The organism is Nocardia sp. 852002-51101_SCH5132738 (assembly GCF_001665695.1).
GTDB lineage: Bacteria > Actinomycetota > Actinomycetes > Mycobacteriales > Mycobacteriaceae > Nocardia > Nocardia nova.
The window spans coordinates 19139-45034 of the sequence record NZ_LZML01000187.1; the positions used below are offsets into that span (position 1 = coordinate 19139).

Genomic DNA, 25896 nt, shown 5'->3' on the forward strand with positions numbered 1-25896 from the left:
TTTCGCACGGTGGCCGGCCCATCGTCGGTGTGGTGGCGGGTCGGCGACCACGGCCGAATCGAGATCACCCACCTCGCCGATCGCGAAACACCCATCGATACCGCACGTTTCGCGCACCACGCGGCCACCCCCTACTCCTGCGACGGGGTGATGTTCACCGTCACGCCGACGCTCGCGCAGGCCCATTCACTCCTGCCGGAATACCACCCCCTGTGGTGCGCGGTGAGCGAGGAGTTCCGGCGTCGATTCGCCTCCTGACCGCCGGGCGTCTCATGCGGCCACGAATCCGCAAACCGAACTACAGTCCGGACACCTGTCCGAGATCTTGGGGGCGGGCATACACTGACCCATAGGTGAACCGGCACCCTCGACGCGTAAAGGAGATTCCATGTCCCAGAAGGTTCGCGGCGTCATCGCCCGCAGTGTGGGCGCCCCGGTCGAGATCGTCGATATCGTCATCCCCGATCCGGGCCCGCACGACGTGGTGGTGCGGGTGCAGGCCTGCGGGGTGTGCCATACCGATCTGACCTACCGCGAGGGCGGCATCAACGACGAATTCCCCTTCCTGCTCGGCCACGAGGCGGCCGGCGTGGTGGAAACGGTCGGCGACGCCGTCACCCACGTCCAGCCCGGCGACCACGTGCTGCTGAACTGGCGCGCGGTGTGCGGCCAGTGCCGGGCCTGCAAGCGCGGCAAGCCGTGGTACTGCTTCGACACCCACAACGCGAGCAAGCCGATGACACTGGCCGACGGAACCGAGCTGACCCCGGCTCTGGGCATCGGCGCCTTCGCCGACAAGACCCTGGTGCACGAGGGACAGTGCACCGTGATCGACCCGGAGACCGATCCCGCCGTGGCCGGACTGCTCGGCTGCGGCGTGATGGCCGGACTGGGGGCGGCGATCAACACCGGCGGGGTGAGCTACGGCGATTCGGTCGCGGTCATCGGCTGCGGCGGCGTCGGTGACGCCGCGATCGCGGGGGCCCGGCTGGCGGGCGCAACCACCATCATCGCCATCGACCGCGATCCGCGAAAGCTGGAGTGGGCCAAGGAACTCGGCGCCACCCACACCCTCGAGGCCGGTGATGACGTGGTCGAGCGGGTGCAGGAATTGACCGGCGGTTTCGGCGCCGACGTGGTGATCGACGCGGTCGGGCGGCCGGAAACCTGGAAGCAGGCCTTCTACGCGCGCGATCTGGCCGGCACGGTGGTGCTGGTCGGCGTGCCGACGCCGGATATGCAGCTGGAGATGCCGCTGATCGACTTCTTCTCGCACGGCGGCTCGCTGAAGTCCTCCTGGTACGGCGACTGCCTGCCGGAACGCGACTTCCCGATGCTGCTCGACCTCTACCGCCAGGGACGGCTGCCGCTGGAGCGGTTCGTGAGCAAGCGCGTGGCCCTCGACCAGGTCGAGCAGGCGTTCACCACCATGCATCACGGTGACGTGCTGCGATCGGTGGTGACGTTGTGAGGATCGACCGCGTCGTCACCTCCGGAAAGTTCGAATTGGACGGCGGCAGCTGGGATGTCGACAACAATGTCTGGGTCGTCGGCGACGACCGTGAGGCCGTTGTGATCGATGCCGCCCACCAGGCCGAGCCGATCATCGCGGCCGTCGGCGATCGCACGGTGCGCGCGATCGTCTGCACCCACGCCCACAACGACCACATCAACGTGGCTACCGAACTGGCCGAGGCGCTGCGCGCCCCGATCCGGCTGCATCCGGCCGACGAGGTGCTGTGGAGTGCCCTCTATCCCGACACCCGCTACGAACCGCTGCACGATCGGGAGCGAATTCCGGTGGCGGGCAGCGAGATCGAGGTTCTGCACACACCGGGCCACTCCCCCGGCGCGGTGAGCCTGTACCTGGCCTCGGAGAAGACGGTCTTCACCGGTGACACCCTGTTCCAAGGCGGACCCGGCGCGACGGGTCGCTCGTTCTCCAGCTTCCCCACGATCATCGAATCCATCCGCACCCGCCTGCTGAATCTGCCCGCGGATACCACGGTACTGACCGGACACGGCGACTCCACCACCATCGGCACGGAGGCGCCGCACCTGCCGGAATGGATCAAACGCGGTCACTGAAAATCACTGCCGCACAGTCATATACGCGCCGAGGGCCGCACGAGCGATCGTGCGGCCCTCGGCCGTGACACTCTTACCGTGGCGGCCTCGCTCACCCCTTGACGAGCGGGATCAGGTAGACGCGAGCGAAGGCGGCCAGTTCTTCGTCGTTGTGGAATTCTCCGGCACAGTACGGCGCGAGGATGAGGGAATGCACTATGCGGCAGAGCAATTCGGCGCGGGTGAGCAGGTCGGGCGCGTCGGGCAGTAGCCCACGATCCACCGCGCGCTGCAAGACCGCCGCCGTCGCGGAGACGCACATGGCGAAGGTCGTGGCGCCCTCGGCGGTCAGCTTCATGATGACCCGCTCCGGCTCGAGGGCCATCATGCGCTCGACGAGCGGGTTGGTCCGCCAGCGGGTGAGGACGGTGACGAAGACGTCGGTCACGAGGTCCTCGACGGTGTCATGGCGCTCGGGAATCTCGGCGACATCGGTGAGCACGGCGGTGACTTCGCGGTTCACCACCGCCTGCACCACGTCGTCGCGGGAGCCCATGCGCCGGTAGACCGTGACCCGGTCGACGCCCGCTTCGCGGGCGATGTCCTCGATGGTGGTCTTCTTGACGCCGACCTTCTGGAACCGGACCAATGCCGCGTCGAGGATGCGCGCTTCCACGCCATCGGCGACATTGTCCCGGGTAGAGGCCGTTTTCGACGCGCTGATCACACTGTCCACGCTAACAGAGGGACCACCCTTTGCAACATTCTCGAGAAAAATGTTGCGCGCAACATTGCAATAGAAAATGTTGCGCTGTACGTTCCGTGTATGGCTTCGACAGCTGGCGCGACGAGGCGCCCCTACCGCGACGAGGCGCATGCGATCAACGCGCGCGACGTGCACTTCGACTTCGCCACCGTGCCCATGCACTACATCCCCGGTGAGGCGCTGGCCACCCACATCGTCAACGTGATGCACCTGCTGCTGCCGGAAGGTGAGCGGGCGATGGCCCAGGCCCTCGCCGAGTCGTTGCCCTACATCGACGACGAACGGCTCCGCGAGGAGGTGACCGGATTCGTCGGACAGGAGACCATGCATGCCGCTACCCACGAGGCCGCTCGCACGCACCTGCAGTCGATCGGGCTGGACGTCGACTCCTACGTCGGCGCGATCGGCTGGGCCGTCGATCGCATCCTCGGCGACCACGGACTGACCGGCCGCGCCAAGGAGGAATGGCTCAAGGAACGGCTCGGACTGTTCGCCGGCATGGAGCATTACACCGCCGTATTCGGCGAATGGTTGCTCAACGCCGAGGTGCTCGAGCAGAAGGGTATGCATCCGGCCATGCTCGATCTGGTGCGCTGGCACGGCGCCGAAGAGGTGGAGCACCGCAGCGTCGTGTACGACGCGTTCATGCACGTCGACGGCAGCTACGCCCGCAAAGCGCGGACGGCGCTGGTCGCGAGTGCGACGCTGCTGCCGCTGTTCGTGCTGTCGGCCGCGTACATGTATCGCAAGGACCCATCGCCCGACAAGGGCCGGTTCTGGGGATGGCAATTCGTCAGCGCGACCCGTCGCAAGGTGATCCCGAGCTGGACGACGTTCTTCACCGAGATCCCGCGCTACCTGCGGCCGGGATTCCATCCCTCCCAGCTTGGCCCGATGGACACGGCGTTGCGCTACCTCGCACACTCGCCCGCGGCCAGGGCGGCACAGCGATGACCCGCGCGGCGACCAGCGTGCCCGCCGGGCTGCGGGTGCTCGGCGGCGTCATCGACGTCTACAAACACGTGTTCGTCTCGGGACCGGCCGCCACGGTGTTGTCGCGGCCGAACCCGGTGCGGCGCAACGGTTTCGACCTGAACATGGTGGTCGAGTCCGTCGAGCGGGAAGCCGACGACGTGGCCGGCTTGACGCTGCGCGCGTCCGGCGGTGACGAGCTGCCGAGCTGGCGTCCCGGCTCACATCTGGACGTCTTCCTGCCGTCCGGCCGGCAGCGGCAGTATTCGCTGTGCGGCGACCCCGCCGACCGGCAGCGCTACCGCATCGCGGTCCGCCGCATCGCGGACGGGGAGGGCGGTTCCCGGGAAATCCACGAGACGCTGCGAGTGGGCGACCCACTGCGAATTCGCGGTCCGCGCAACGCCTTCCCCTTCGTGGAGGCGCCGTCCTACCTGTTCCTCGCGGGCGGCATCGGGATCACCCCGATCCTGCCGATGGCCACAGCGGCCGGCGCGCGCGGACAACTGATCTACACCGGCCGCACCCGCTCGGCCATGCCGTTCCTGGCAGAACTGCCGGCGCATGCGGAGATCCGGCCGGACGACGAGTGCGGCGTGCCCGCGGTCGCGGACCTGATCGCGCGGGCCGAGCCCGGCGCGGCCGTCTACGTCTGCGGGCCGCCGCCGATGCTCGCGGCCGCCCAGCGCTGCATGTTCGAGCTGAACCCCACCGGCTCCCTGCACACCGAACGGTTCTCGGCTCTGCCCGTCACCGACGGCAAGCCGTTCCGGATCGAACTGGCCCGCTCCCGCCGGACGGTGCGGGTGGAGGCGAACGAGACCGCACTGAGCGCGATTCGGCGCGTGGCGCCGGACGTGACCTTCTCCTGCCGCCAAGGATTCTGCGGAACCTGCAAGACCGGCGTGCTCTCCGGCGCCGTGGACCACCGCGACCGCCTGCTGTCCGACGCCGAGCGCGGCGACCGGATGCTGATCTGCGTCTCCCGCGCGGCGGGCGACGATCTCGTGCTCGACCTCTGAGCGCTCGACCTCCGACACCGAGAAGGGACAACGTTGTCCGAACAAGCGCATGCCACGCCGATCGCGGTACTGCACGGAAGGAACCTGCGATGAACACACCTCGCGAGCACATCGGCATCGCCATCGTCGGCGCCGGATTCGGCGGTATCGGCCTGGCTGTCAAACTTCGTGCGGCCGGTTTCCACAATCTGGTGATCCTGGAACGCGCGGACGACCTCGGCGGCACCTGGCAGGCGAACACCTACCCCGGCTGCGCGTGCGACGTCCCCTCGCACCTGTACAGCTATTCGTTCGCCCCTAACCCCGACTGGTCGCGCACCTACGGCAAGCAGCCCGAGATCCTCGACTATCTCCGCTCGGTGGCGGAACGGTTCGATGTGGCCCGGCACATCCGGTTCGGCACCGAGGTGCTGGACGCCCGGTGGGACGAGGACGAGTCGGTCTGGCGGATCGAGACCTCCCGTGGCTCGCTCACGGCCAATTTCCTGCTGTCGGCCGCCGGGGTCTTCGCCGAAGCGAAGTATCCGGCGCTGCCGGGCCTGGAAACGTTCGCCGGCAATGCTTTTCACTCGCTGCACTGGGATCACGACCATGACCTCACCGGCGAACGGGTCGCGGTGATCGGCACGGGAGCGTCCGCGGTGCAATTCGTGCCCGAGATCCAGCCGAAAGTCGGCAAGCTGCTGCTCTTCCAGCGCTCCGCGCCGTGGATCGTGCCGCGAATGGACCGCGCCACGCTCGGCGCGGAGCGGCTGGTTCTGCGCACGCTGCCGATGGCGCAGAAGGCGATTCGCGGCGGCTGGTACGCCACCATCGAGGCCTTCGGCCTGATCTCGCTGGTGGACAAGCGCTTTCGCCATCCCTACGAGGCCCTGTCCAAGTGGCACCTGCGGCGGCAGGTGCGCGACCCGGAGCTGCGCGCCAAACTGACCCCGGACTACGTGATCGGCTGCAAACGCGCGATCTTCTCCGACGCGTACTTCCCGGCGCTGGACCGGCCGAACGTGGAGGTGGTGACCGAATCCATCGCGGAGGTCCGGCCGCACTCGATCGTGCTACGTGACGGCTCCGAGCACGAAGTGGACACCATCATCTTCGGCACCGGTTTCAAGCCGATCCCCTCGGTCTTCGAGCGCTACCACGGACGCGACGGCGTGACGATGGCGCAGCTGTATCACCAGCAGCCGCAAAGCTATCTGGGCATCGCACTGGCCGGATTCCCCAATTTCTTCTGCACCCTGGGTCCGTTCGGGGCGGCGGGCAACCAGTCGGCGATCTACATGATCGAATCCCAGATCACCTACATCGTCGACGCCCTGCGCACGATGCGCCGCAAGGGCGCGCGCCGGGTCGAACTGCGACCGCAGGTCCAGGAGCGCTTCGTCGAGGAGATGCGGGAACGCAGCACCTCGACGGTCTGGCTCACCGGCGGATGCCAGACGTACTACACCACTCCCGACGGCCGCAACGCGGGCCTGTACCCGAACTGGAGTTTCGAATACCGCCGCCGCACAGCCGGTTTCGACGCCGAGTCCTACGCGGTGAACGCATGATCGGCCTCGGCAGACTGCTCGGGCCGGTCGGTCTCGGCGGCGAGCGCTACGACGTGAACGGACGGGTGGTGCTGATCACCGGCGCCGGTCAGGGCATCGGCCGGGAACTGGCCGCCATCCTGCACCGGCGCGGCGCGCGGATCGCGGTGGTGGACATCGATGCCGCGGCGGCCGAGACCGCCGCGCGTGATCTCGGCTCGCGCGCGCTCGGCGTGGGGGCCGACGTCGCCGACCGGGAGGGTATGGAGGCCGCCGTCGCCTGGGTGATCGACCATTTCGGCCGCCTGGACGTCGTGGTCGCCAACGCGGGGGTCGTGCCCGAGGCCGCGACCCTGCGGACGATGACCGGGCCCGCGTTCGACCGGGTGATGGCCATCAACCTCACCGGCGTGTACAACACCGTGCATCCCGCGCTGGACCAGATCGTCGCCCATCGAGGACACGTCGTGGTCGTCTCCTCGTGCGCGGCGTTCGCACCGGGGATGGCCGGATCGCCGTACATGATCAGCAAGGCCGCCGTCGAGCAGTTGGGCCGCGCCCTGCGGGTGGAACTGGCCGGGTTCGGCGCGAGCGCGGGCGTGTCGTATTTCGGCGTGGTGGAGACCGAGATGACGCGCAGCACTCTCGATCGCGATCCCCTCGGCCACGAACTGGACAGCCTGCTGCCGTGGCCGCTCAACGTCCGGATCAGCGCGACCGAGGCGGCCACCGTGATCGCCGACGGCATCGCCCGCCGCGCACCGCGCACCGTCGCGCCGCTCGGTTCGCAGCCCTACGCCCTGCTACGCGGCGCGGTGAACGTCGTACTCGACAGTCGACTGGCCAACGACACGCGGATGCACGACCTGGTGCGGCGCGTCGAACAGCGGGCCCGGCCATGACCGGCCGGATCGGCGAAAACCGTGCCGAATACCAGGAATTCGCCACCGCCGGCATGTTCCCGGGAGACCACACCGTCACCGCGGCGCCGGCCTCGCCCCCCGCCCGGACACTGCGTCGGATCTCGGCACTGCTCGGGGTGGGCACCGTCCTCGCCGCCGTCCCGGTCGACCGGCGCACCCTCGCTGCCGCGCGCCTGCTGCTCGAACACGGTATGCGCGCGGCCGCGCCGGTGCTCGGCGGGACCGGCATCGACCCGGTGGACGACGGCCCGGTTCCGGGCGAATGGGTGCGCGGACCGCGTGCCACCCGCGACGACGCCGCTGTGCTCTACGTACACGGCGGCGGGTTCGTGGCCGGCTCGCCCCGGTCCTACCGCGGCGTCGCCTCGCGGCTTTCCACGGCCACCCGGCTGCCGGTCTTCACGCCGGCCTACCGGCTCGCTCCCGAGTATCCGCATCCGGCCGCGCCGCGGGATGTCGCGGCGGCCTACCGATGGCTGCTGACCCAGGGCTACAGTCCGGACCGCATCGTGCTGGCCGGCGATTCCGCGGGTGGCTATCTGGCCGCGGACTTCGCGATCACGCATGCGGCGCAGGGTAATTCGCGCCCTGCCTGCCTGCTGCTGTTCTCGCCGATGACCGATCTCTCCCTGGATACCGCCGCGCGCTCCGCCCATCGGGACACCGTGCTGGGCCCGGCCGTCGCCCGCGCGGCCGTCGCGCAGTTCACCGCGCGACCGCAGCGGCTGCGGCCGGTCGCGGGAACGGCTCTACCGCCGACCCTGATTCACGTCGGCGGGGACGAGTTCTTCACCGCCGACGCCGTCGCCCTCGCCACGGCGCTGCGGGCCGCCGGCGCACACTGCTCGCTACACACCTGGCCCGGGCAACTGCACGTGTTCCACGCGCTACCTGCGGTCGTGCCCGAATCCCGATCCGCCTACCGCGCCGCGGCCCGCTTCGTCGCCGCCCATCTCGATCCGGCCGGGGAGACAGCGGCGGCGACCGCCGCACCGGGCCGATCGGCGCGGTCAGTAGGCTGACTACTCCACGTCACCTCCGGGAAAGAGACCATGTCGCAGTTCGAGAACGTCAGCGTGGCCACGAAGGCCAATGTGTACTTCGACGGCAAATGCGTGAGCCACGACCTCACGCTGCCCGACGGCACCAGGAAGTCGGTCGGCGTGATCCTGCCGTCGACATTGACCTTCACCACCGGCGCCCCGGAGATCATGGAACTGGTGGAGGGCGAGTGCGCCGTGACACTACCCGGCGCGACCGAGCCGACGACCTACCGCGGCGGCGAATCGTTCTCCGTGCCCGGCGACAGCTCGTTCGACATCGAGGTGCGGGAAACCCTGCACTACGTCTGCCACTTCGGCTGAGCAGCCGCTAACCCCGCAGCCCCGAGAACCACTACCACGCAAGGGTTTACCGAAGGAGGGCCGCACGAGCGATCGTGCGGCCCATGCGGCGGCACGGGCCGCCGTTGCTCCCCCGCCACCCCGATGACCTTGTCCATTTCCCGCCGGATCGCCGTCGCTCACGACGGTAAGGTCCGGGCCATGACACCGGACAACAGGACCGTGGTTCAGGCTGCCTGGCGGGCCTTCGCCGGCCACGACGCCGAGCAGATCGCAGCATTCTTCACTCCGGACGCCGAATGGCTGGCGCCGGCCGGCAATGCCACCGCGGTCGCCTTGGACGCTCCCAGCCACATGATCGGGCGCGAGGCCATCACGGAGTTCATCGCGAACGGTTTTCCCCGCCTGTTCGTCGCCGATGTCGCGCTGGATTTTCACGGCTTCTACGCCGAGGGCGACCGGGTGATCGTGGAGGAGACGATGACTGCCACGCTGGCGAACGGAAATCGCTACAGCAACGACTACTGTTTCGTGTTCGAACTGCGCGACGGACTGATTCACCGGGTTCGCGAATACATGGACACCGCGCGCGGGCACCGTGACGTCTTCGGTGAACCGGCGGTCACCGGCTGACAGCTTCGGTCACCGTTCCCGATCGTCGACGCCGACAAGCGCGAGGGCGCACCTCGGTGATGATCAAGGCCGGGTGTCGAGCAAGGGGCGGATCAGCTTCGCGCCCTTGGCGTCGAGCCAGTCCCGGAAGGTCATCAAGCCCGGGTGCAGTGCGCGCAGTTCGTCGACGTCGACGTCGGGGATGCTGCCGTCGCCGCTGTTGAGCAGTTCGTAGCCGCGGGCGAATCGTTCGTTGATGCGGCGCAGTTCCTCGATCGGGCGCTGGATGTACGGGACCGGCCGCCCGAGGGCGGCGCCGACCTGCGCGGCGACCTCCGGCGGCGTGAGCGCGTCGCCGACGAGTTCCAGTGTCCGGCCGCGATAGTCGTCCGGATTCCGCAGGGCGAGCGCGGTGAACGCGCCGATATCGTCGAGCGCGATGAATTGCTGACGCACGTGCGCGGCGGCGGCGGTGCGCAGCGCGCCGTCGCTTATCCCGACCGTCGCGGACTGCGTGATCAGATTCTCCATGAAGGAACTCGGCCGCAGCACCGTGGCCGAGACACCCGACGCGGCGATGTGCTGCTCGATCTCCCATTTGGTCGGCTGGCCGCCGCGATCGGCACCCAGGCCAGAGCTGTAAACCAGGTGGGCCACACCATATTTCACCGCCGCGTCGGTGACGGCCTTACCTGCCTTCACCTCGTCCTGCTCCGGGGTCAGCGGCCCGGGATGCACGCTGTACACGCCGTAGGCGCCGTCGACGCAGCGGTCGATCGTGGCGGGATCCTCCAGCGAGCCCGCGATCACCTGCGCGCCCGTTTGCGCCAAGCTTCGCGCCCTGTCGCTGTCGGGGCGACGAGTCAACACCCGCACCTGCCATCCGTCGGCAAGGAGACGATCGGCGACCGCCCCGCCTTGCTGTCCGGTCGCGCCGATGACGAAAACAACCTGTTCCATGAGCCCTCCGTAAGCGAATCTTCGGATCTACCGCGCCGCCGAGCCGCAGTAAACGGAGACAGTTCTCCGCTTCCGCTCACTATACGGAGAGGAGTCTCCGTTTAGCAACGGTGGCGGCTACGATCGAGCGATGGGTAAGGACGCGGGGCAGGTTGCCAAGCCACTGCGCGCCGACGCGCGCCGCAACCGGGACCAGGTACTGGCGGTCGCCCGGGAGATGCTCTCGGTGGACGGCTCGTCGGCGTCGTTCGACGAGATCGCGCGCCGAGCGGGCGTCGGCGTCGGCACCGTGTACCGGCATTTCCCCACGCGTTCCGCACTGTTCGAGGCGGTCGTCGTCGGCCGGGTGGAGGAGTTCACCGAACGAGCACGCCTGCTCGCCGGCACCGATACCGCGCCGGAGGACGCGTTCTTCGACTACTTCACCCACCTCGTCGGCGAGGTCGCCCTCAACCAGGCGCTGTGCGAAGCGCTGGATGACGACGGCGGCACGGCCGTAGCGATCCCCGACGAACTCCGGCACGACTTCATCCGGTCGTTCGACACCCTGCTCTCCCGGGCGAAAGAGGCAGGGGCCGTACGACCCGACATCGATGTCGCCGACGTGCTCGACCTGGTCATCGGCGCGGCGACGGTCGAACGCCGCGCCCGAGCGCGCAACGCGCCGAACCCCCTGATCGCCGTCGTGCTCGACGGCCTCCGCGCGCCCGATCACCGCGCGCCTGCGTGACCGACACCGGTTGCCGGACCACTGCGCCGGGAATGATACTGGGCCACAACGCATGTCGCGCACACGACCGAGGGCCGCACGAATGATCGTGCGGCCCTCGGTTTGTCCCCCAGCCCTTTTCCCCGGGTCTAGGAGTATTCGACCTGCCAGTGTTTGATGCCGTTGATCCAGCCCGAGCGCAGGCGCTGGGGGTCGGAGATCTGGTGCAGGTCGGGCATCACGTCGGCGATGGCGTTGAACATCAGGTCTATTTCCAGGCGGGCGAGGTTGGCGCCGACGCAGAAGTGGGCGCCCGTTCCGCCGAAGGCCAGATGCGGGTTGGGATCGCGCAGCACGTCGAAGTCGAACGGCTTGTCGAAGGCCGCCTCGTCGAAATTGGCCGAGCTGTAGAACAATCCGACCCGCTCACCGGCCTTGATCAGCTGCCCGCCCAATTCCACATCCTCGGTCGCGGTGCGCTGGAACGCGGTGACCGGAGTCGCCCAGCGCACGATTTCGTCGACCGCCGTGCGCGGACGCTGCTGCCGGTACACCTCCCACTGGTCCGGATGGTCGACGAAAGCCTTCATCCCGTGCGTGATCGCATTGCGGGTGGTTTCGTTTCCGGCGACGGCGAGGAGAATGACGAAGAATCCGAATTCGTCCGAACCCAATGCCTCGCCGTCGATATCGGCGCTGACCAGTTGGCTGACGATATCGCCCGACGGTTCCGACCGGCGCGCCTCGGCCATATTCCACGCGTAGCCCAGAATTTCGGCCGAGGCGACCGCGGAATCACCGTATTCCGGATCGTCGTAATTGAGCATCTGATTCGACCAGTCGAACAGCTTGTGGCGATCGTCCTGCGGGACGCCCAGCAGTTCGGCGATGGCCTGCAACGGCAATTCGCACGCCACCTGTTCGACGAAATCGCCGCCGCCGGATTCCTTGGCGGCGCGCACGATTCGCTCGGCCCGCTCGGTCAATGCCGCCCGCAGGCTCTCCACGGCGCGCGGGGTGAAACCCTTGGAGATGATGCGGCGGATCTTGGTGTGCTTGGGCGGATCCATGTTCACCAGCAGCGCACTGGTCACCGACAACTGCTCCGGCGTGGCGAAACCGGGCAGCCGGATGATGGAACCCTTCTTCTCCGAGGAGAAGACGTCCGAGCGGCGCGAGATCTCCTTGATGTCCTCGTGCCGGCTCACCACCCAGTAGCCGGCATCCTCGAACGGGTAGGACTGCTCCTCACTCTGGGCGTTCCACCAGACCGGCGCGGTGCGCCGCAATTCCGCGAATTCGGCGACCGGACTTCTCTCGGCCCACAGTCCCGGGTCGGTGAAATCGAATCCGGCCGGTATCGACGGAGCAGCCACAGTTCCTCCTCGTGTCCGCTGCACTGCGAATCATGGATTTTTCGAAACGTGTTCTTCCTTGATTAGAACACGTTGCATTGCAGCGGAAAAGAGCTGCGGATGCGCGCATTCCGGAAAAACAGAAGTTGTGACAAAACTATTTCGAGCATACGAAAAACCGTCCGATCGGCGAGATTTCCCGATCGTCCGGACGCGCATCGCTCTACGCTATCGGTCTGTATCGCATTGTTCGGTCGGCGAAAACCCGAGTGGCACCCGGGAATTCAACGGCGGGTTTCGTTCATCCGCTCACCTCGGTTCTCCGGTCGCGATGCAGACGCGGCGCGGCCCGCCCCGCCGGCAGCGGCAGATCGAGATAGGTGCGCACGCCCGGTTCGGCCGCCACGACATAGGGGATCGCGTTCACACAGTTGAGCGCCGTGGCGACGATCGAGGGATTGCGCCGGGCCCCCTCGGCCGGATCGTGGGCGTGCAAGCCGGACAGCGTCAGCACACAGCCGGGGTCGCCGCGCACCTCGACCTCGAACCGCTGACCGTTCGGCCCGAAGCTCCACGCCGGGTCGAAGTTCCGCTCACCCATGAACCAGTTGACCGCCGCCGTGATCACCGGTTCGCCGTCGACCGTGCCTTCCCACCGAAAGCGCTGGGCCGCAACCTGTCCCGGCTCGATGACGCCGATCGGTGAGTCGATCGGCGCGGTGGCGACCGCGATGTCGTGCGTGGTGCGGATATCGGGATCCAGATCGAATCCCAGTTCGTCGGCGATCATCCACACCGACTGGCTGTAGCCGCCGGCCAGGATCGCCGCGACGGTGCTTCCCGCGGCCTTCTCCGGATCGGCGCCGAACATCATCCAGTGCCGCACCACATCCGGAGCGCCGTAGGTGCGGATATCGGAGAATTCCTCGGCTCGGACGCCGGTCACCGAACCCGACAGCGCGGAGACCACCAGCGGCAACCGTTCGGTGAGGCCGCCGGGGTGAATTCCGGTGCCGTGCAACGTGACTCCGCCCTCGGCGCAGACCGCGTCGAACTTCTCGCGGTCGCGCTGCCGGGGATAGAACCAGCCCAGCGGGGTCACGACGTTCTTGCCCGAACGCAGGATCGCGCGCAGCACCGAGGTATCGGCGAAGACCGGGCTGTAGATCACGCAGTCGGCGTCGAGGGCGAGCAGGGCCTCGGCGTCGGTGGTGGCGGTGACGCCGATGGGCTCACGCCCCACCAGGGTGCCGAGATCGACGCCGTCCTTGTCGGGGCTGTGCACCCAGGCGCCCACCAGTTCCAGCTCCGGATGGTCGAGGACGCCTTCGATCGCGGCGCGACCCACTCCACCGGTCGCCCACTGGATCACCCTGATCACGAACGCTCCCCTTCCCGGACGGCCGCGCCCATCACTGGTCCCGCACGATCGAGAGCGCCTGGGTCGGGCAGTACCGCACCGCGTTCTCCACATCCGCGCGGTCGGCCTCGTCCACCTCGGGCCGCACGATTTCGACCTTGCCGTGTTTGGGCACGTCGAAGTAGTCCGGCGCCTCGGCCTGGCACATCGCGTGGCCCTGACACAGGTCCAGATCCACTTCGATACGCATCAGCTCTGTGCCTCCTTATCGGCCTGGTCCGGCTCGCGCAACGGGGCTTCCGGCTGCACCTCGACCAGCACCAGATGCGCGCCGCGCGGTGTGTTGACCACCGCGGCGATCGCGGCGGCGAGGTCGGAGGCGCGCAGGAAGAAGGGGTGGCGGGCGAAGCCCCATTTCACCCAGTCGTCGAGCAGTGGGCCGACCTGCTCGGGTGCGGCGTTCATCCCCATTCCGGTCTGGGTCGCGCCCGGCCGCACGATCGAGGCGCGAACACCGGTGCCCTCCAACTCCATTCGCAGCTGGCGGGCCATCGCCTCGAGTCCGGTCTTGGCGGCGTTGTAGGCGCCGTTGCGGGGGCGGACCTGGTCGGCGCAGTCGGAGCCGATGAAGACGAAATCGCCGCGGCGCCGGGAGATCATGCCCGGCAGGATGCGATGGGCCAGCCGTTGCGCACCCACCAGATGGACGTCGACCTGCTTCAGGAAGGTCTGCGGTTCCATTTCGTAGGCCAGACCGAATTCGATGTCCCCGGCGCCGGATACCGCGACCTCGATGGGCCCCAGCGCCTCCTCGGCCGCGGTGACGAAGGCGTCGACCGAGGCATCGTCGGTCACGTCGAGCGAACCCGCGAAGGCGGTGCCGCCGTTGGCGGTGATCTTGTCGGCCAGTTCGCGGCAGGTCTCCACCCGGCGCGCACCGAGCGCCACCGGGAATCCGGCCTCGGCCAGCATGATCGCGGTCGCGGCGCCGATTCCCGACGACGCCCCGGCGATGAGAACCGGTCGCACATCCGGGTGCGGATCGAAACGCGGCATACTATGAAACCTCCACGGTGACAGGGAGTTTCGCAAACCCCCGGACATTGGTCGAATGCACCCGCTCCATGGCGGACTCGTCGATCGAGTACTCCCGGACGCGGGAAGCGAACTCGCGCAGGGCGACAACCGTCTCCAGCCGGGCCAGATGCGCGCCCAGGCAGAAGTGCACGCCGCCGCCGAAACTGGCCAGCGCGCTCTTGTCGGTGCGTTCGATGTCGTAGCGATCGCCGTCGGTGAAGACCGCGTCGTCGCGATTGGCGGAGCCGATGAGCAACACCACCTTCGAACCGGCGGGGATCACCCCGTGTTCGAACGGCACATCGACGACCGAGGAGCGCGCCACCATCTGACTCGAATTGTCGTAGCGCAGCGTCTCCTCGACCCAGTCCGGCACCAGGTCGCCGTCGGCGACGACCTTGGCGAACTGTTCGGGGTTGCGGCCGGCCCAGTACAGCGCGTTGCCGAGCAGTTTGGTGGTGGTCTCGTTTCCGGCCACGACCATGAGGAACATGAAGCCGATGATCTCGTCGTCGGTGAGTTTGTCACCGTCGATCTCCGCGTCGAGCAGCGCCGAGGTCAGGTCCTCGGTGCGGCTGCGGCGGCGCTGGGCGACCATGTCGGAGTAGTAGACGACCAGATTCAGCGAGGCCTCGATGGCCGCCTCCGGCACGTCGAGCACACCCTCCTCGCGATGCACCACCAGGTCGGCCATCCGGCGGATCTCGGCGCGATCGGGTTCGGGCACGCCCATCATGTCGGAGATGACGTCCATGGGCAGCTTGCCCGCGAAATCCTCGATCCAGTCGAAACTGCCCCGCTCGAGCGCGGGTTCCAGGTGCTGCAACGTCAGTTCCCGGATCCGATCGCCCATACCGGCGATCCGGCGCGGCGTGAAGCCCTTGTTGACCAGCTGGCGCATGCGCAGGTGGCGCGGATCGTCCATGGCGAGAAAAGACATGGTCTTGTGCGCGTGCGGGCCCCACGCGGCCGGGTCCAGGGAGACGCCGTTGGCACTGGACAGACGGGTGGCGTCGCGGAATGCGGCCGTCACGTCGGCGTGGCGCGACAGCGCCCAGAAGTCCAGGTCCGGGTTGTAGTACAGCGGCGCCTCCGTGCGCAGCCGCCGATACACCGGATACGGATCCTCGTGGAAGCGGTAGTCGTAGGGATCGAATACGACCGGTTGCGCAGATGCCACAGTCATCACACCCACCTCTCGAAATATAACGCGTTCACATGAAGCCTCATCCGCACACCGCCAACCGAGACACAGGACTGGACATGTGTCTGGACGCTACCACCGGACCGGAATCCGGACAATGGGCGAGCTCGAGCGCCACCATCGGCTTCACGATCCCTCGCCGAACAGCGGCCGCAGCTCGGCCACCGACCACGGCGGAGTTTCCGCATGGTCGCGATAACCGATCGACTCGAGCTTCGGCCGGGCGAAGCGACCGACGAATCCGCCTGCCGCAACGAAGATCTCGCCCGTCGCGGTGGCGAGGTCGGAGGCGAGATAGACATACAGCGCGGCCGCGTAATCGGGCGGCGGCGCGTCCAGCGACGACTGCGCGGTGAACTCGTCGAGCAGCCCCCGCTCGCGCAGCTCGGCGATCTTCGCCTCGTATTCCGGTCCGGTGGACAGTCGCGTCCTGGCCCCCGGACAGATCGCGTTCACCCGGATACCGTGCTCTTTCAGCTCCGCGGCCATGGCCAGCGTCAGGCTCGCGACCGCGCCTTTTCCGGCCGGATAGCCGGTGCCGCCGTAGTCGCCGAGATAGGCGAACGAGCCGGTGTTGACGATCGAGCCGGCGCCGCGAGCCACCATCAGCGGCGCCACCGCGCGGCAGGTGTTGAACACCGTGGTCAGGTGGGAATCGAGCTGGGCTCGCCAGTCCGCGGTGGAGATATCGAGGATCGAGGAGTGCGCGGGTTCGGCGATCCCGGCACAGTTGACGAGAACATCGACGGCACCGAAACTTTCGACGCACCGGCTCACCAGCGCGTCCGCGATCGTTTCGTCCGCGGCCGAGCCCGCGACCGCGACGGCACGACCGCCCGCCGCGCGAATGTCGTCCACCACCGCGGCCACCGCCGCCTCGCTCCGGGAATTGACCACCACCCCCGCGCCCTGGCGCGCCAGTTCGACGGCGACGGCCCGGCCGATGCCGCTGCCGCCGCCCACCACGATCGCCGCCTTACCGGCCACCGCCGCATCTCCGGTCATCGCCGGTACCGCCTCTCGCCGATTCGATCGGTCTGCAACACGTTCTTGTATTCACAGCTCCGTCCAAACTATATTCCGTACAGGTGTCCAGACAGCCCTATCGGAGAGGCGAATGACGAAACTGCTCCCCCCAGGCGAGGGATCCCGGCTTCTGATCGACGGCAAACTGGTCGCCGGCGGCGCGGGGGTGTTCGCGACGGTCAATCCGGCGACCGAGGAGATCCTCGGCCAGGCCGCCAATGCCGACGCCGCCGATATGGACGCGGCCATCGCCGCCGCCCGCGCGGCCTTCGACAACACCGAGTGGTCGCGCGATCACGCGTTCCGCGCCCGGTGCCTGCGGCAACTGCGCGACGCGCTGCGCGACAACATCGAGGAACTGCGCGAGATCACCATCGCCGAGGTGGGCGCCCCGCGCATGCTCACCAGCGGCCCGCAACTGGAGGGCCCGATCGGCGACCTCGGCTATTTCGCCGACCTGGCCGAAAGTTACGAGTGGGTCAGCGATCTCGGCGTCGCGAAGCCGATGGGAATCCCGACGGCGCGCACGCTGCGCCGGGAGCCGATCGGCGTGGTCGGCGCCATCACGCCGTGGAATTTCCCGCATCAGATCAACTTCGCCAAACTCGGCCCCGCCCTGGCCGCCGGGTGCACCGTGGTGCTCAAACCGGCTCCCGACACCCCGTGGGTCGCCGCGCTGGTCGGCACGGTGATCGCCGAACACACCGACATTCCGGCCGGCGTGATCAATATCGTCACCTCCGACGACCATCAGCTCGGCGCCCAGCTGGTCACCGATCCGCGGGTGGACATGATCTCGTTCACCGGATCGACGCAGACGGGCCGGACCATCATGGCCGGTGCGGCGCAGAGCTTGAAGAAGGTATTTCTCGAACTCGGCGGGAAGTCGGCCTTCATCGTTCTGGACGACACCGATGTGGCCGCCGCGGCGAGCTACGCGGGGTTCACCGTCTGCGTCCACGCCGGCCAGGGTTGCGCGCTCACCACTCGCCTGCTGGTTCCGCGCGAGCAGTACGACACGGCGGTCGCCGCGGCGGCGAAGTCGATGGGCGGCATCGTCCCGGGTGATCCGAACGAGCCGGGCACCGTCTGCGGGCCGGTCATCTCGGCGCGGCAGCGCGACCGCGTGCAGCGCTACATCGATATCGCACGCGCCGAGGGCGGCACCATCGTCACCGGCGGGGGCAGTCCCGATCGCGACCGCGGGTTCTTCATCGAACCCACCCTGATCAGCGGACTGTCCAACACCTCGACCGCGGCGCAGGAGGAGATCTTCGGCCCGGTGCTGGTGGTGATCCCGCACGACGGCGACGACGACGCCATCCGGCTGGCCAACGAATCGCCCTACGGGCTCTCGGGCGAGGTGTGGGGCACCGACCAGGCGCGAATCGACCACGTGGTCAACGGTGTCCGGACCGGAACCCTGGGCGTCAACGGCGGTATCTGGTACAGCGCCGACGCCCCGTTCGGCGGCTACAAGCAGTCCGGCATCGGCCGCGAACTGGGTGTCGCCGGATTCGAGGAGTACCTCGAAACCAAGCTCGTCGCCACCGCCCAGAAATAGACAGCACGCGACCTCGTCGCGAATTATCGACAGGAGAAGACAACTCATGGCTCGTTTCACCGATCGCGTCGCGATCGTCACCGGCGCGGCCCAGGGCATCGGCGCCGAATACGCGAGGGCACTGGCCGGCGAGGGCGCCACCGTCGTCGTCGCGGATCTCAACGAGGACAAGGGAAAACAGGTCGCCGAGGAGATCAGCAGCGGCGGCGCCACCGCGGTCTTCCATCCGGTCGACGTCTCCGATCCCGAATCGGTCACCACCCTGGCCGACTACACGCAGAACGAGTTCGGCGCGATCAACCATCTGGTCAACAACGCCGCCATCTACGGCGGGATGAAGTTGGACCTGCTGCTGACGGTGCCGTGGGACTACTACAAGAAGTTCATGAGCGTGAATCTCGACGGCGCGCTGAACATGACCCGCGCGGTGTGGCAGCACATGTCGAAGGGCGGCGGCGGATCCATCGTGAACCAGTCCTCCACCGCCGCATGGGTGTATTCGAACTTCTACGGCCTCGCCAAGGCGGGGGTCAACAGCCTCACCCAGCAGCTGGCGGTCGAACTCGGCGGATCCAACATCCGCATCAACGCCATCGCGCCGGGACCGATCAACACCGAGGCGACGCAGACCGTCACCCCGGGCTCGATCGTGAACGACATGGTGAATCGCCTGCCGCTCAAGCGGATCGGCACCCCGCAGGATCTGGTGGGGGCATGCCTGTATCTCCTGTCCGACGACGCGGCGTGGGTCACCGGGCACATCCTCAACGTGGACGGCGGGCAGATCATCCGGTAGCAGGCGACGCCCGTCCCCTCGACGGGCGTTCCAGCGGGCCGGTGGCAGCGGTCGGTGCGGTGAACCGGGACGGGCCGCTTCACCTTTCGCGATCAGAGGTCGGCGCTGCCGTGACGGACGGTGACCGGCTCGGCCAGGCGCTTCTCATCGCAGACCTGCTGCAGAGTCTCCAGGGTTTCGTCGAGTCCGGGGCCCAGCCGCGGGCCGGGTGTGAACGTGGCCGGCAAATGGCGCATGCCCTGGATCACGCCGATCGTGTCGTAGTGCACCGCGCCGCCGGGATCGCACCGGAAATCCGGCAACCGATCGAGCACCGCGACCAGCATGCGCTTGAACACCGTGCGCGCCACATTGGAACCGATGCAGCGGTGGACGCCCAGACCGAAGCTGAAGTGGCGGTTGCCCTTCCGATCCAGGTCGACGGTGTTCGGGTCCGGGAACAGTTCCGGGTCGCGGTTGGCCATCGCCCACGACAGCCACAGCCGCTCCCCTTCCTCGAGCCGGATGCCCGCATATTCGCAATCCGCGGCGATGGTGCGGCCGTCACCGGGTGCGGGAGTGAAGTACCGGAGGAATTCCTCGGTCGCCGAGTTCAGCAGCAGGTCGCGTTCGGCGCTGAGGATCGCCCGCTGATCCGGATGCTCCGAGAGCCATTCCAGCGCATGGGCCGTCAGCGCGGTGGTGGTGTCGAAGCCGCCACCGATCAGCAGGCCCAGCATGCCCAGGATTTCGATATCCGGCGGCGCGGCGCCGTCGATCTCCAGACGCGTCAGCGCCTCGATGATTCCCGGACGCGGATTCTCGCGCACCTGGGTGAGGTTGATCAGCAGATCCAGGCCCATCGCCTCGTGCTGGCGCCGAACCCGTTCGATATCGGGCGAATTCGGTGGGGTGTACACCGAGGCGTGCGCGGGTTCGCAGTACAACTGCCATTTGCGCAGCGGGATGCCCAGCATCGCCAGGGTGAGGACGGCCGGCACGATATTGGCCAGGTCGTCGACGAAATCGATACGGCCGCTCTCGATCCGATCGTCGAGACTCGCCCGGACCACCTCGTCGACGAACGGCACCCAGCGCTGCACCGCGGCCGGCGACAGATACGGATTGAGCGCCTGACGCCACAGCCGCTGCTCGGGCGGATCCATTTCGAGGATGCCGTTGCGGATGACATTCCCGGTCTCGGGAAACGGAATGGTGATGCCGCGGTAGCCGCGGCGCTCCCCGTTCGGATCGTGGTCGCTCGACACGTGTTCCGAGCGCGCGAGGCTGAACACCTCGCGGCTGCCGGCCGCCACCCAGTGCCCGCCGTAGGTCGGCGACCACGCGAGCGGACACTGCCGGTGCATCTCGGTGGTGATCGCGTCGAAATTGTCGCGGTACTGCGGCGCATGCCGATCGAAGTCGTAGCGCGGCTGTCTGTGGTCGTCGGCGTGCACGGTCACGATGCTGTCCTCTCGGGCGTCCCCGGCCTCAGGCTCCAAGCACACAGAATACGGCGAACGGCAATATTGCTCTCCAAATTTGAGAATGCTATTTCAGGCAATATCGACGTCGTAGGTATGCGCTACAGTGGCTCGCCGATACGATTCACAGCACGGACGGGGGCACGGTCGATGTCGACACCGACCACGACACAGCGCATTTCGACGAGCCGGGCGCGGTAGGCGATGGCCACCGACGATCGTTCGGATTCCCCGCAGCAGCCGCCGTCCGGCGAGCCGGGCCCACCCCCGGCGCCGCCGACCCGGGCCTACCCCGGCGGCGTGCCGGATCCGGGCGCACAGCCCGGCGGGCCCGGCCCGCAGCAACCGGCTCCGCCGACCCAGGCCTATCCGGGACAGCCCGCCCCGCCGACCCAGGCCTACCCCGGGCAGCCGGCGCCGCCGACCCAGGCCTATCCCGGCGGGCAACCGGGGCCGCCGCCCGGTTCCCAGGATCCCACCGTGCATGCGGGACAGGGATATCCCGCCGGCGTGCCGTATCCCGGGGACCCGAATCAGCCCCCGATGTACGGGCAGGCATATCCGCCGGGCGGCTACCCCGAAGGCGGATATCCGGGCGCGCAACCGTATCCGCAGCCGTATCCCGACCCGCAGTACGGCGGCGCGCAGCCCTACCCCTATCCGGGTGCGCCGCAACCGAATTCGGGTGGCGGCAAGGTGCTGGCGATCGTCGCGGCAGTGGTCGTGGCGGTCCTGGTCCTGGGTGCGGTCGTCGCGGTGATCGTGGTGCACAACCACAACAAGAACAGCGATACCGATGCGGCCGCCGACCGGTCGACGAGCGCCGGCCCCTCCCCGACGTATTCGACCTCGACCGCGCCCACGACCCGCGAGACCACCCGCAACGCTCCCCCGCCGCCTCCGCCGACCCCGGCCGACGTCTGGATCGCCGCGGGCTACGACGTCGATACCGGCAAGGTGACCTGGGCGCGCAGCACGGTCAGCTCCGACGACGCCACCAACCAGGTCCAAACCCGTTGCCCCGGTTGCGCACAGCCGGCCGCGTGGGCGCGCAACGCCTGCGTGGCGGTGGTGGTCGGCCAGAACAACGGCTGGGCCTCCACCTGGGGCACCACCGCCGAAGAGGCCGAATCCAAGGCCATCAGCAGCGCACAGGACAACTACGGGGTGTCGGGACCGTTCAACAAATGGTCCAAATGCGCGACGGAGTAGGAACGGCACGGATCTCTTCCCAGCAACGGGAGTAAAGCCTCCCGACGCCACCCTTATGCTTCCGGCAGTGATGTCGGTGGGCACCACCGGGTCGGCGCCGGCGGCGCACACGAAATACCGTGTCGCCGAAGGTCGACGACCTCCCTCCCGTTCCGGGAAGTCCGGTCACCGACGCGTGTCGACTCTGCCTGGTTGAGAGCGAGGCCCCGATGAGCTCCGATGGCACCAGCCGACTGGGCGATCTGCACGAGCTCCCGGACTGTGCGCCGGCGGGCTTGAAAGCGCTTTTCAGCGCCGCGGAAGGGGTTATCCAGGAACAGGTTCGGCTGCTCGGTTCGGGCACGCCGTCGAAGGCGCCCGACCTGCGCGGAATGTTGCGCGGCCAGGGAATCGCCAATCCCGAGGACGAGTCGGCGATGATCGACAAGTACAGCGATCACAAGAGCCAGATGCACACGGCGACGTCCGGCATCCAGCGCAAGGACGCGGGCATCGTGGTGCGAACCGCGGGCATCGGCGATGCCGTGACCGAGGCTTACGGGGCCGTCGATACCGCGGTGGGAGAACTCAACACGAAGATCGACGCCTCCTTCAAATCCGTGCGGACGGTGAAGGACAAGGACGGCACCTCCCACAAGGAATTGCCCAGGGACATCATCGACGGCCTGTTCAAGGGCGTGTGGGAGACCGTCGGCACGACATACGACAAAGTCCACGGTGTCTCCGACCAGGCCGCGGCCGCGGCGCTGAAGATCAAGAGCGACGCCCCGCCGTCCTCCACCGGCAATCCGATACCGGCTGTATCGACCGGTTCGAGTCCCTCCGCGGGAGCCACTCCAGCGGGATACAACGGAAGCACTCCGTGGAGCGGCCAGTCCGGATCCATGGGTACCGCGATCATTCCGACCACGGAAAAGCCCACCGCGATGGCGATGATGAAGTACCTCATCGATACCTACCACTTCACACCGGCGCAGGCCGCCGGCATCGTCGCCAACGCGAAATTCGAGTCGGGATTCGACGTTTCCGCCACCGGCGACAACGGATCGGCAAAGGGCCTGTTCCAGTGGCGTTTCAACCGGCTTTCCGGCCTCCAGGCCTTCGCGCAGAGGCCCGGTGAGAATATCGGCGACTGGCATACCCATCTGGATTACATGGTTCAGGAACTGCGCGGTGGCGACTATCAGCAGGCGAACAATGCCGTCGCCGCGAACCCCAACGACGCCCGGACCGTGGCCGAGGCCTTCGACAGGTACTACGAGAAGAGCGCGGGCCTTTCGACCAACGACCGGCGCAATTACGCGGCAGGGCTGCTCGAGGAGTACAACAAGTCGGCGCTCGCCGTGTGAGTGCGGCGGCGGGGCGCGGCCGAGGCGACATCACTGCTCCCGGCGTTCGGCGCGCTACTGCTTCGAGTAGTCGGTGCTCAGCCACCGTTCGGGCCGCATCCGGATCACCACCGAGTCCGGGCCGAGGTTCTGCTCGGCGAATGCGGCCCCCTCCTCGGGTCCCAGATAGCGCACCGCGATCGCGCGGACCACCTCGGGCGACGCCGCGTCGATCGCGGTGACCGAGCCCTCGGCGGTGACATACCGGTACGGCGGCTGTTCCACCTGCGCGGTGATCGAGAACCGCCCGGCGGCCCGGATGAGCCGCTCCTTCAGCGTCCCGGCGTCGGTCCACAGCACGACCTCCCCGCCGGGCTCGTACCCGTACCAGATCGGCACCGCCAGCGGCGCCCGATCGGGCCGCTCGACGGCGATCACCCCCACGTGCAATTCGGCGAGGAACTTCTCACGCTCGGTACGGGTCATGGTCGGCATCGACGGTCCTTTCGCGAGTCGGGTCTGTGTTCGCGACAACCCGTGGCGACGGGTGTCCTATTCCGCACCGCGAATGAGCAGCGGCAGGGTGGTGTGGCGGCGCACGAGGATGCTCGGGGTCCACTGCGGCGGTGCGGCGAGGCGGATGTCGGTGCTGCGGTCGAGGAGGGTCGTGATCGCGGTGCGGGCTTCCAGTTTCGCCAGGGCCGAGCCGACGCAGAAGTGGAGCCCGCGGCCGAAGGCGGTGTGCGACTTGATATTCGGGCGGTTCAACTCGACAGCGGCCGGTTGCGGGAAGATCGCCGGATCGCGATTGGCCGCGCCCCACAACAGCAGGAGATGGCTTCCGGCGGGCAGGGACACCTCCCCGAGACGGGTATCGGTGGTGACGTGGCGGTAGTGGCCGCGAAACGGGGATTCGAGGCGCAGCACCTCGTCCAGGAAGGCGGGAATCAGGTGCGGTTCGGCGCGCAGCAGGTGCTGAATATCGCTGCGGGTGGCCAGAATTCGGGCCGCGGAGACGATCAGGCCGGCGGTGGATTCGCCGCCGGCGCCGACCAGTTGAACGAGAATCAGCACCGCGACCTCCTCGGTGAGCGTGCCGGCGCGGCACGCGCGGGCCAGCGCGTCGAGCACGGTGCGTGGCGGACCGTCGGGTTCCGCCGCGCCCCGCGTCCGCCGCAGCTGTTCGGCGAGGTAGCCGGCGAGCAGTGCCGCCGACTGCACCAGTCGCGGGAGACGGTGCGCGTCCACCACGGCACCGAGCATTTCGGTGCTGTCGTAGGCCCATTCGAGCAGTTGTGGCACATCGTCGCCGGGCAGCCCGATCACTGCCGCGACGAGGGCGAGCGGCAGGCGGTCGGCCATCTCGGCGGCCCAGTCGATGCGGCCGTCGCGCACGTGTTCCGACCAGAGCCGGTCGACCAGATCCTCGGCCATCGGCGCGAGTTCCCGGATGCGCCCGGCCAGCACACTCGAGACGAGTTTGCGGTGAACGGCGTGGGACGGATCGTCGGCCGTGGCGAGAACATGCACCGCGCGACCGCCGCCGTCGAGATCGAAGGCGGTGGCGGCGGCTCCCGGATGACGCAGCAGTACCGCGGTGAGGTGGGAGGAGAACTCGGTGGTGCGGGCGGCCGCGTCGGTCACGAGATCCCACGACGACACCAGGTGAAAGCCGGTGCCGGGCACCCGGTAGACCGGCGCCTCGTCGCGCAGGCGGTCGTAGAGCGGGTACGGATCGTCGAGATGGGCGGACAGGAACAGTTCGGATCCGTCCGGCACTGTCGTGGTCATCGGTGAACTCCCTCCGGGAACGGGTGCGCTCACCGTGCGCGCGGTGGAGACGAGTGTCAATCGGTGTCGCACAGTGAGACGCGGAAGACCGCCTCCGCGCGTTCGTCGACAAGCCCGAACACGTGAACCGCCGTTGTCTACGCACTTCACAGGCATATACCGAGAGAAGGCAAACGTGAGACAATAGCGCTATATCGTCTCGTCTCGAGACGCCGCAGAGTGAAGGGATCGTATCCGGCGATGCGAACCACCGAGGTGGACTGGCTTGCGGGCGGGGTCCGGCGCACCGTCGCCCGCTCGCGCATCGAGGCGGCGGCCGCCGACCTCTTCCTGGAACGCGGAATAGAGCGAGTGAGCATCGACGACGTGGCCGAACGCGTGGGCTGCTCCCGGGCCACCGTGTACCGGCACGTCGGCGGTAAGCCGGAACTGGTCCGGATCGTGACGGCCTCGGCGGCGCGGGATATCGCCGAACGCGTGGCGGCGACCGTGGCACCGCTGCGCGGCCCGCGGCGCGTGGTGGAGGCCGTCCTCGCCTCGCTCGCGGCGATCCGCGCCGAACCCACCCTGTCGGCGTTCCTGGCCGGTGCGGGCGCCACCGGCGACCAGGTGGTGGCCACGCCCGAACTGCGCGGCATCGCCACCGCGCTCACCGGAATCGCCGCGGACGACGATGCCGCACAGTGGATCGTAAGGGTGGTGTTGTCGCTGCTCACCTGGCCGCTGCCCGACGCCGCCGCGGAACGCCGGACGGTGGAGCGGTTCGTCGGCCCGCTCGTGATGCGTCCGGCCGCACCGGCGCGGAAGGGATGAG

At 68.1% G+C, this 25896-nt stretch carries 27 protein-coding genes; 16 read left to right on the forward strand and 11 right to left on the reverse strand.

Going from position 1 to position 25896, the window contains the following annotated elements:
• Positions 1-9 precede the first annotated feature (9 nt).
• The 3 genes from A5789_RS28905 (at position 10) to A5789_RS28915 (ending at position 2088) form a co-directional block, all read left to right on the forward strand.
• Positions 10-258, forward strand: coding sequence for a hypothetical protein (locus A5789_RS28905; RefSeq protein ID WP_064903737.1), 249 nt, complete (start codon positions 10-12; stop codon positions 256-258).
• A gap of 130 nt (positions 259-388) precedes the next feature.
• Positions 389-1471, forward strand: coding sequence for an S-(hydroxymethyl)mycothiol dehydrogenase (locus tag A5789_RS28910; RefSeq protein WP_064903739.1), 1083 nt, complete (start codon positions 389-391; stop codon positions 1469-1471).
• Positions 1468-2088: an MBL fold metallo-hydrolase gene (locus A5789_RS28915; protein WP_227462997.1), complete on the forward strand. Its 621-nt coding sequence runs from the start codon at positions 1468-1470 to the stop codon at positions 2086-2088. Before A5789_RS28910 ends, A5789_RS28915 begins: the two co-directional genes overlap by 4 nt.
• 91 nt (positions 2089-2179) lie before the next feature.
• On the opposite strand, the gene A5789_RS28920 is transcribed toward A5789_RS28915, so the two are convergent.
• Positions 2180-2794 (reverse strand): TetR/AcrR family transcriptional regulator, encoded by a 615-nt coding sequence (locus A5789_RS28920; protein WP_030515750.1) that lies wholly within the window; start codon positions 2792-2794, stop codon positions 2180-2182.
• A gap of 99 nt (positions 2795-2893) precedes the next feature.
• On the opposite strand from A5789_RS28920, the gene A5789_RS28925 reads away from it, so the two are divergent.
• The 7 genes from A5789_RS28925 (at position 2894) to A5789_RS28955 (ending at position 9258) form a co-directional block, all read left to right on the forward strand.
• The gene (locus A5789_RS28925) at positions 2894-3787 is read left to right on the forward strand and encodes a metal-dependent hydrolase (RefSeq protein WP_064903743.1); all 894 of its coding nucleotides are present in this window, start codon (positions 2894-2896) and stop codon (positions 3785-3787) included.
• Positions 3784-4827, forward strand: a complete 1044-nt coding sequence (locus A5789_RS28930) for a PDR/VanB family oxidoreductase (protein WP_064903746.1) — start codon at positions 3784-3786, stop codon at positions 4825-4827. The genes A5789_RS28925 and A5789_RS28930 overlap by 4 nt, the downstream gene beginning before the upstream one ends.
• An 89-nt stretch (positions 4828-4916) precedes the next feature.
• Positions 4917-6380: an NAD(P)/FAD-dependent oxidoreductase gene (locus A5789_RS28935; RefSeq protein WP_063014485.1), complete on the forward strand. Its 1464-nt coding sequence runs from the start codon at positions 4917-4919 to the stop codon at positions 6378-6380.
• On the forward strand, positions 6377-7261 hold the full coding sequence (locus A5789_RS28940) for a short-chain dehydrogenase/reductase (RefSeq protein ID WP_064903747.1): 885 nt from the start codon (positions 6377-6379) through the stop codon (positions 7259-7261). Before A5789_RS28935 ends, A5789_RS28940 begins: the two co-directional genes overlap by 4 nt.
• Positions 7258-8304 carry an alpha/beta hydrolase gene (locus tag A5789_RS28945; RefSeq protein WP_063014481.1) on the forward strand — a complete coding sequence of 349 codons (1047 nt, stop codon included), beginning with the start codon at positions 7258-7260 and terminating at the stop codon, positions 8302-8304. Before A5789_RS28940 ends, A5789_RS28945 begins: the two co-directional genes overlap by 4 nt.
• 30 nt (positions 8305-8334) lie before the next feature.
• Complete coding sequence (locus tag A5789_RS28950; protein WP_063014479.1) at positions 8335-8646, forward strand: pyrimidine/purine nucleoside phosphorylase; 312 nt, start codon at positions 8335-8337, stop codon at positions 8644-8646.
• A 180-nt stretch (positions 8647-8826) separates the two neighbouring features.
• Complete coding sequence (locus A5789_RS28955) at positions 8827-9258, forward strand: nuclear transport factor 2 family protein (protein ID WP_063014572.1); 432 nt, start codon at positions 8827-8829, stop codon at positions 9256-9258.
• A 63-nt stretch (positions 9259-9321) separates the two neighbouring features.
• Here the strand turns inward: A5789_RS28955 and A5789_RS28960 are convergent, their stop codons facing one another.
• Positions 9322-10197, reverse strand: a complete 876-nt coding sequence (locus A5789_RS28960) for an NmrA/HSCARG family protein (protein WP_064903749.1) — start codon at positions 10195-10197, stop codon at positions 9322-9324.
• Positions 10198-10327: 130 nt separating this feature from the next.
• Between A5789_RS28960 and A5789_RS28965 the strand changes: the two genes are divergently transcribed.
• Positions 10328-10927, forward strand: coding sequence for a TetR/AcrR family transcriptional regulator (locus A5789_RS28965; protein WP_063014475.1), 600 nt, complete (start codon positions 10328-10330; stop codon positions 10925-10927).
• Positions 10928-11055: 128 nt separating this feature from the next.
• Here A5789_RS28965 and A5789_RS28970 read toward each other — a convergent pair whose 3' ends face one another.
• From A5789_RS28970 to A5789_RS28995, 6 genes are all read right to left on the reverse strand, one after another.
• Positions 11056-12282, reverse strand: coding sequence for a cytochrome P450 (locus A5789_RS28970; RefSeq protein ID WP_063014473.1), 1227 nt, complete (start codon positions 12280-12282; stop codon positions 11056-11058).
• A gap of 280 nt (positions 12283-12562) precedes the next feature.
• On the reverse strand, positions 12563-13642 hold the full coding sequence (locus A5789_RS28975; protein ID WP_064903751.1) for a dihydrodipicolinate reductase: 1080 nt from the start codon (positions 13640-13642) through the stop codon (positions 12563-12565).
• A 31-nt stretch (positions 13643-13673) separates the two neighbouring features.
• Positions 13674-13871: a ferredoxin gene (locus A5789_RS28980; RefSeq protein ID WP_030515738.1), complete on the reverse strand. Its 198-nt coding sequence runs from the start codon at positions 13869-13871 to the stop codon at positions 13674-13676.
• The gene (locus A5789_RS28985; protein WP_064903753.1) at positions 13871-14677 is read right to left on the reverse strand and encodes an SDR family oxidoreductase; all 807 of its coding nucleotides are present in this window, start codon (positions 14675-14677) and stop codon (positions 13871-13873) included. Before A5789_RS28985 ends, A5789_RS28980 begins: the two co-directional genes overlap by 1 nt.
• Before the next feature lies 1 nt (position 14678).
• Positions 14679-15884: a cytochrome P450 gene (locus A5789_RS28990; RefSeq protein ID WP_064903773.1), complete on the reverse strand. Its 1206-nt coding sequence runs from the start codon at positions 15882-15884 to the stop codon at positions 14679-14681.
• A gap of 144 nt (positions 15885-16028) precedes the next feature.
• Positions 16029-16907, reverse strand: coding sequence for an SDR family NAD(P)-dependent oxidoreductase (locus A5789_RS28995; RefSeq protein ID WP_064903755.1), 879 nt, complete (start codon positions 16905-16907; stop codon positions 16029-16031).
• Between the two features lie 112 nt (positions 16908-17019).
• Here A5789_RS28995 and A5789_RS29000 point away from each other — a divergent pair, with 112 nt between their 5' ends.
• A complete protein-coding gene (locus A5789_RS29000; protein WP_064903757.1) occupies positions 17020-18492 on the forward strand; it encodes an aldehyde dehydrogenase in 1473 nt (490 codons plus the stop codon).
• Between the two features lie 46 nt (positions 18493-18538).
• Positions 18539-19288 carry an SDR family oxidoreductase gene (locus tag A5789_RS29005; RefSeq protein ID WP_030515733.1) on the forward strand — a complete coding sequence of 250 codons (750 nt, stop codon included), beginning with the start codon at positions 18539-18541 and terminating at the stop codon, positions 19286-19288.
• Positions 19289-19380: 92 nt separating this feature from the next.
• Here A5789_RS29005 and A5789_RS29010 read toward each other — a convergent pair whose 3' ends face one another.
• A complete protein-coding gene (locus A5789_RS29010) occupies positions 19381-20733 on the reverse strand; it encodes a cytochrome P450 (RefSeq protein ID WP_064903775.1) in 1353 nt (450 codons plus the stop codon).
• Positions 20734-20955: 222 nt separating this feature from the next.
• Between A5789_RS29010 and A5789_RS29015 the strand changes: the two genes are divergently transcribed.
• Together A5789_RS29015 and A5789_RS29020 are read left to right on the forward strand one after the other, a co-directional pair.
• Positions 20956-21963 carry a DUF4189 domain-containing protein gene (locus A5789_RS29015; RefSeq protein ID WP_063014463.1) on the forward strand — a complete coding sequence of 336 codons (1008 nt, stop codon included), beginning with the start codon at positions 20956-20958 and terminating at the stop codon, positions 21961-21963.
• A 209-nt stretch (positions 21964-22172) separates the two neighbouring features.
• A complete protein-coding gene (locus A5789_RS29020; protein WP_064903759.1) occupies positions 22173-23312 on the forward strand; it encodes a phage tail tip lysozyme in 1140 nt (379 codons plus the stop codon).
• Between the two features lie 54 nt (positions 23313-23366).
• Here A5789_RS29020 and A5789_RS29025 read toward each other — a convergent pair whose 3' ends face one another.
• Together A5789_RS29025 and A5789_RS29030 are read right to left on the reverse strand one after the other, a co-directional pair.
• Complete coding sequence (locus A5789_RS29025; protein ID WP_174554977.1) at positions 23367-23786, reverse strand: pyridoxamine 5'-phosphate oxidase family protein; 420 nt, start codon at positions 23784-23786, stop codon at positions 23367-23369.
• A gap of 57 nt (positions 23787-23843) precedes the next feature.
• The gene (locus A5789_RS29030) at positions 23844-25082 is read right to left on the reverse strand and encodes a cytochrome P450 (RefSeq protein WP_064903761.1); all 1239 of its coding nucleotides are present in this window, start codon (positions 25080-25082) and stop codon (positions 23844-23846) included.
• 240 nt (positions 25083-25322) lie between these two features.
• Here A5789_RS29030 and A5789_RS29035 point away from each other — a divergent pair, with 240 nt between their 5' ends.
• Positions 25323-25895, forward strand: coding sequence for a TetR/AcrR family transcriptional regulator (locus A5789_RS29035; protein WP_063014564.1), 573 nt, complete (start codon positions 25323-25325; stop codon positions 25893-25895).
• Position 25896 lies beyond the last annotated feature (1 nt).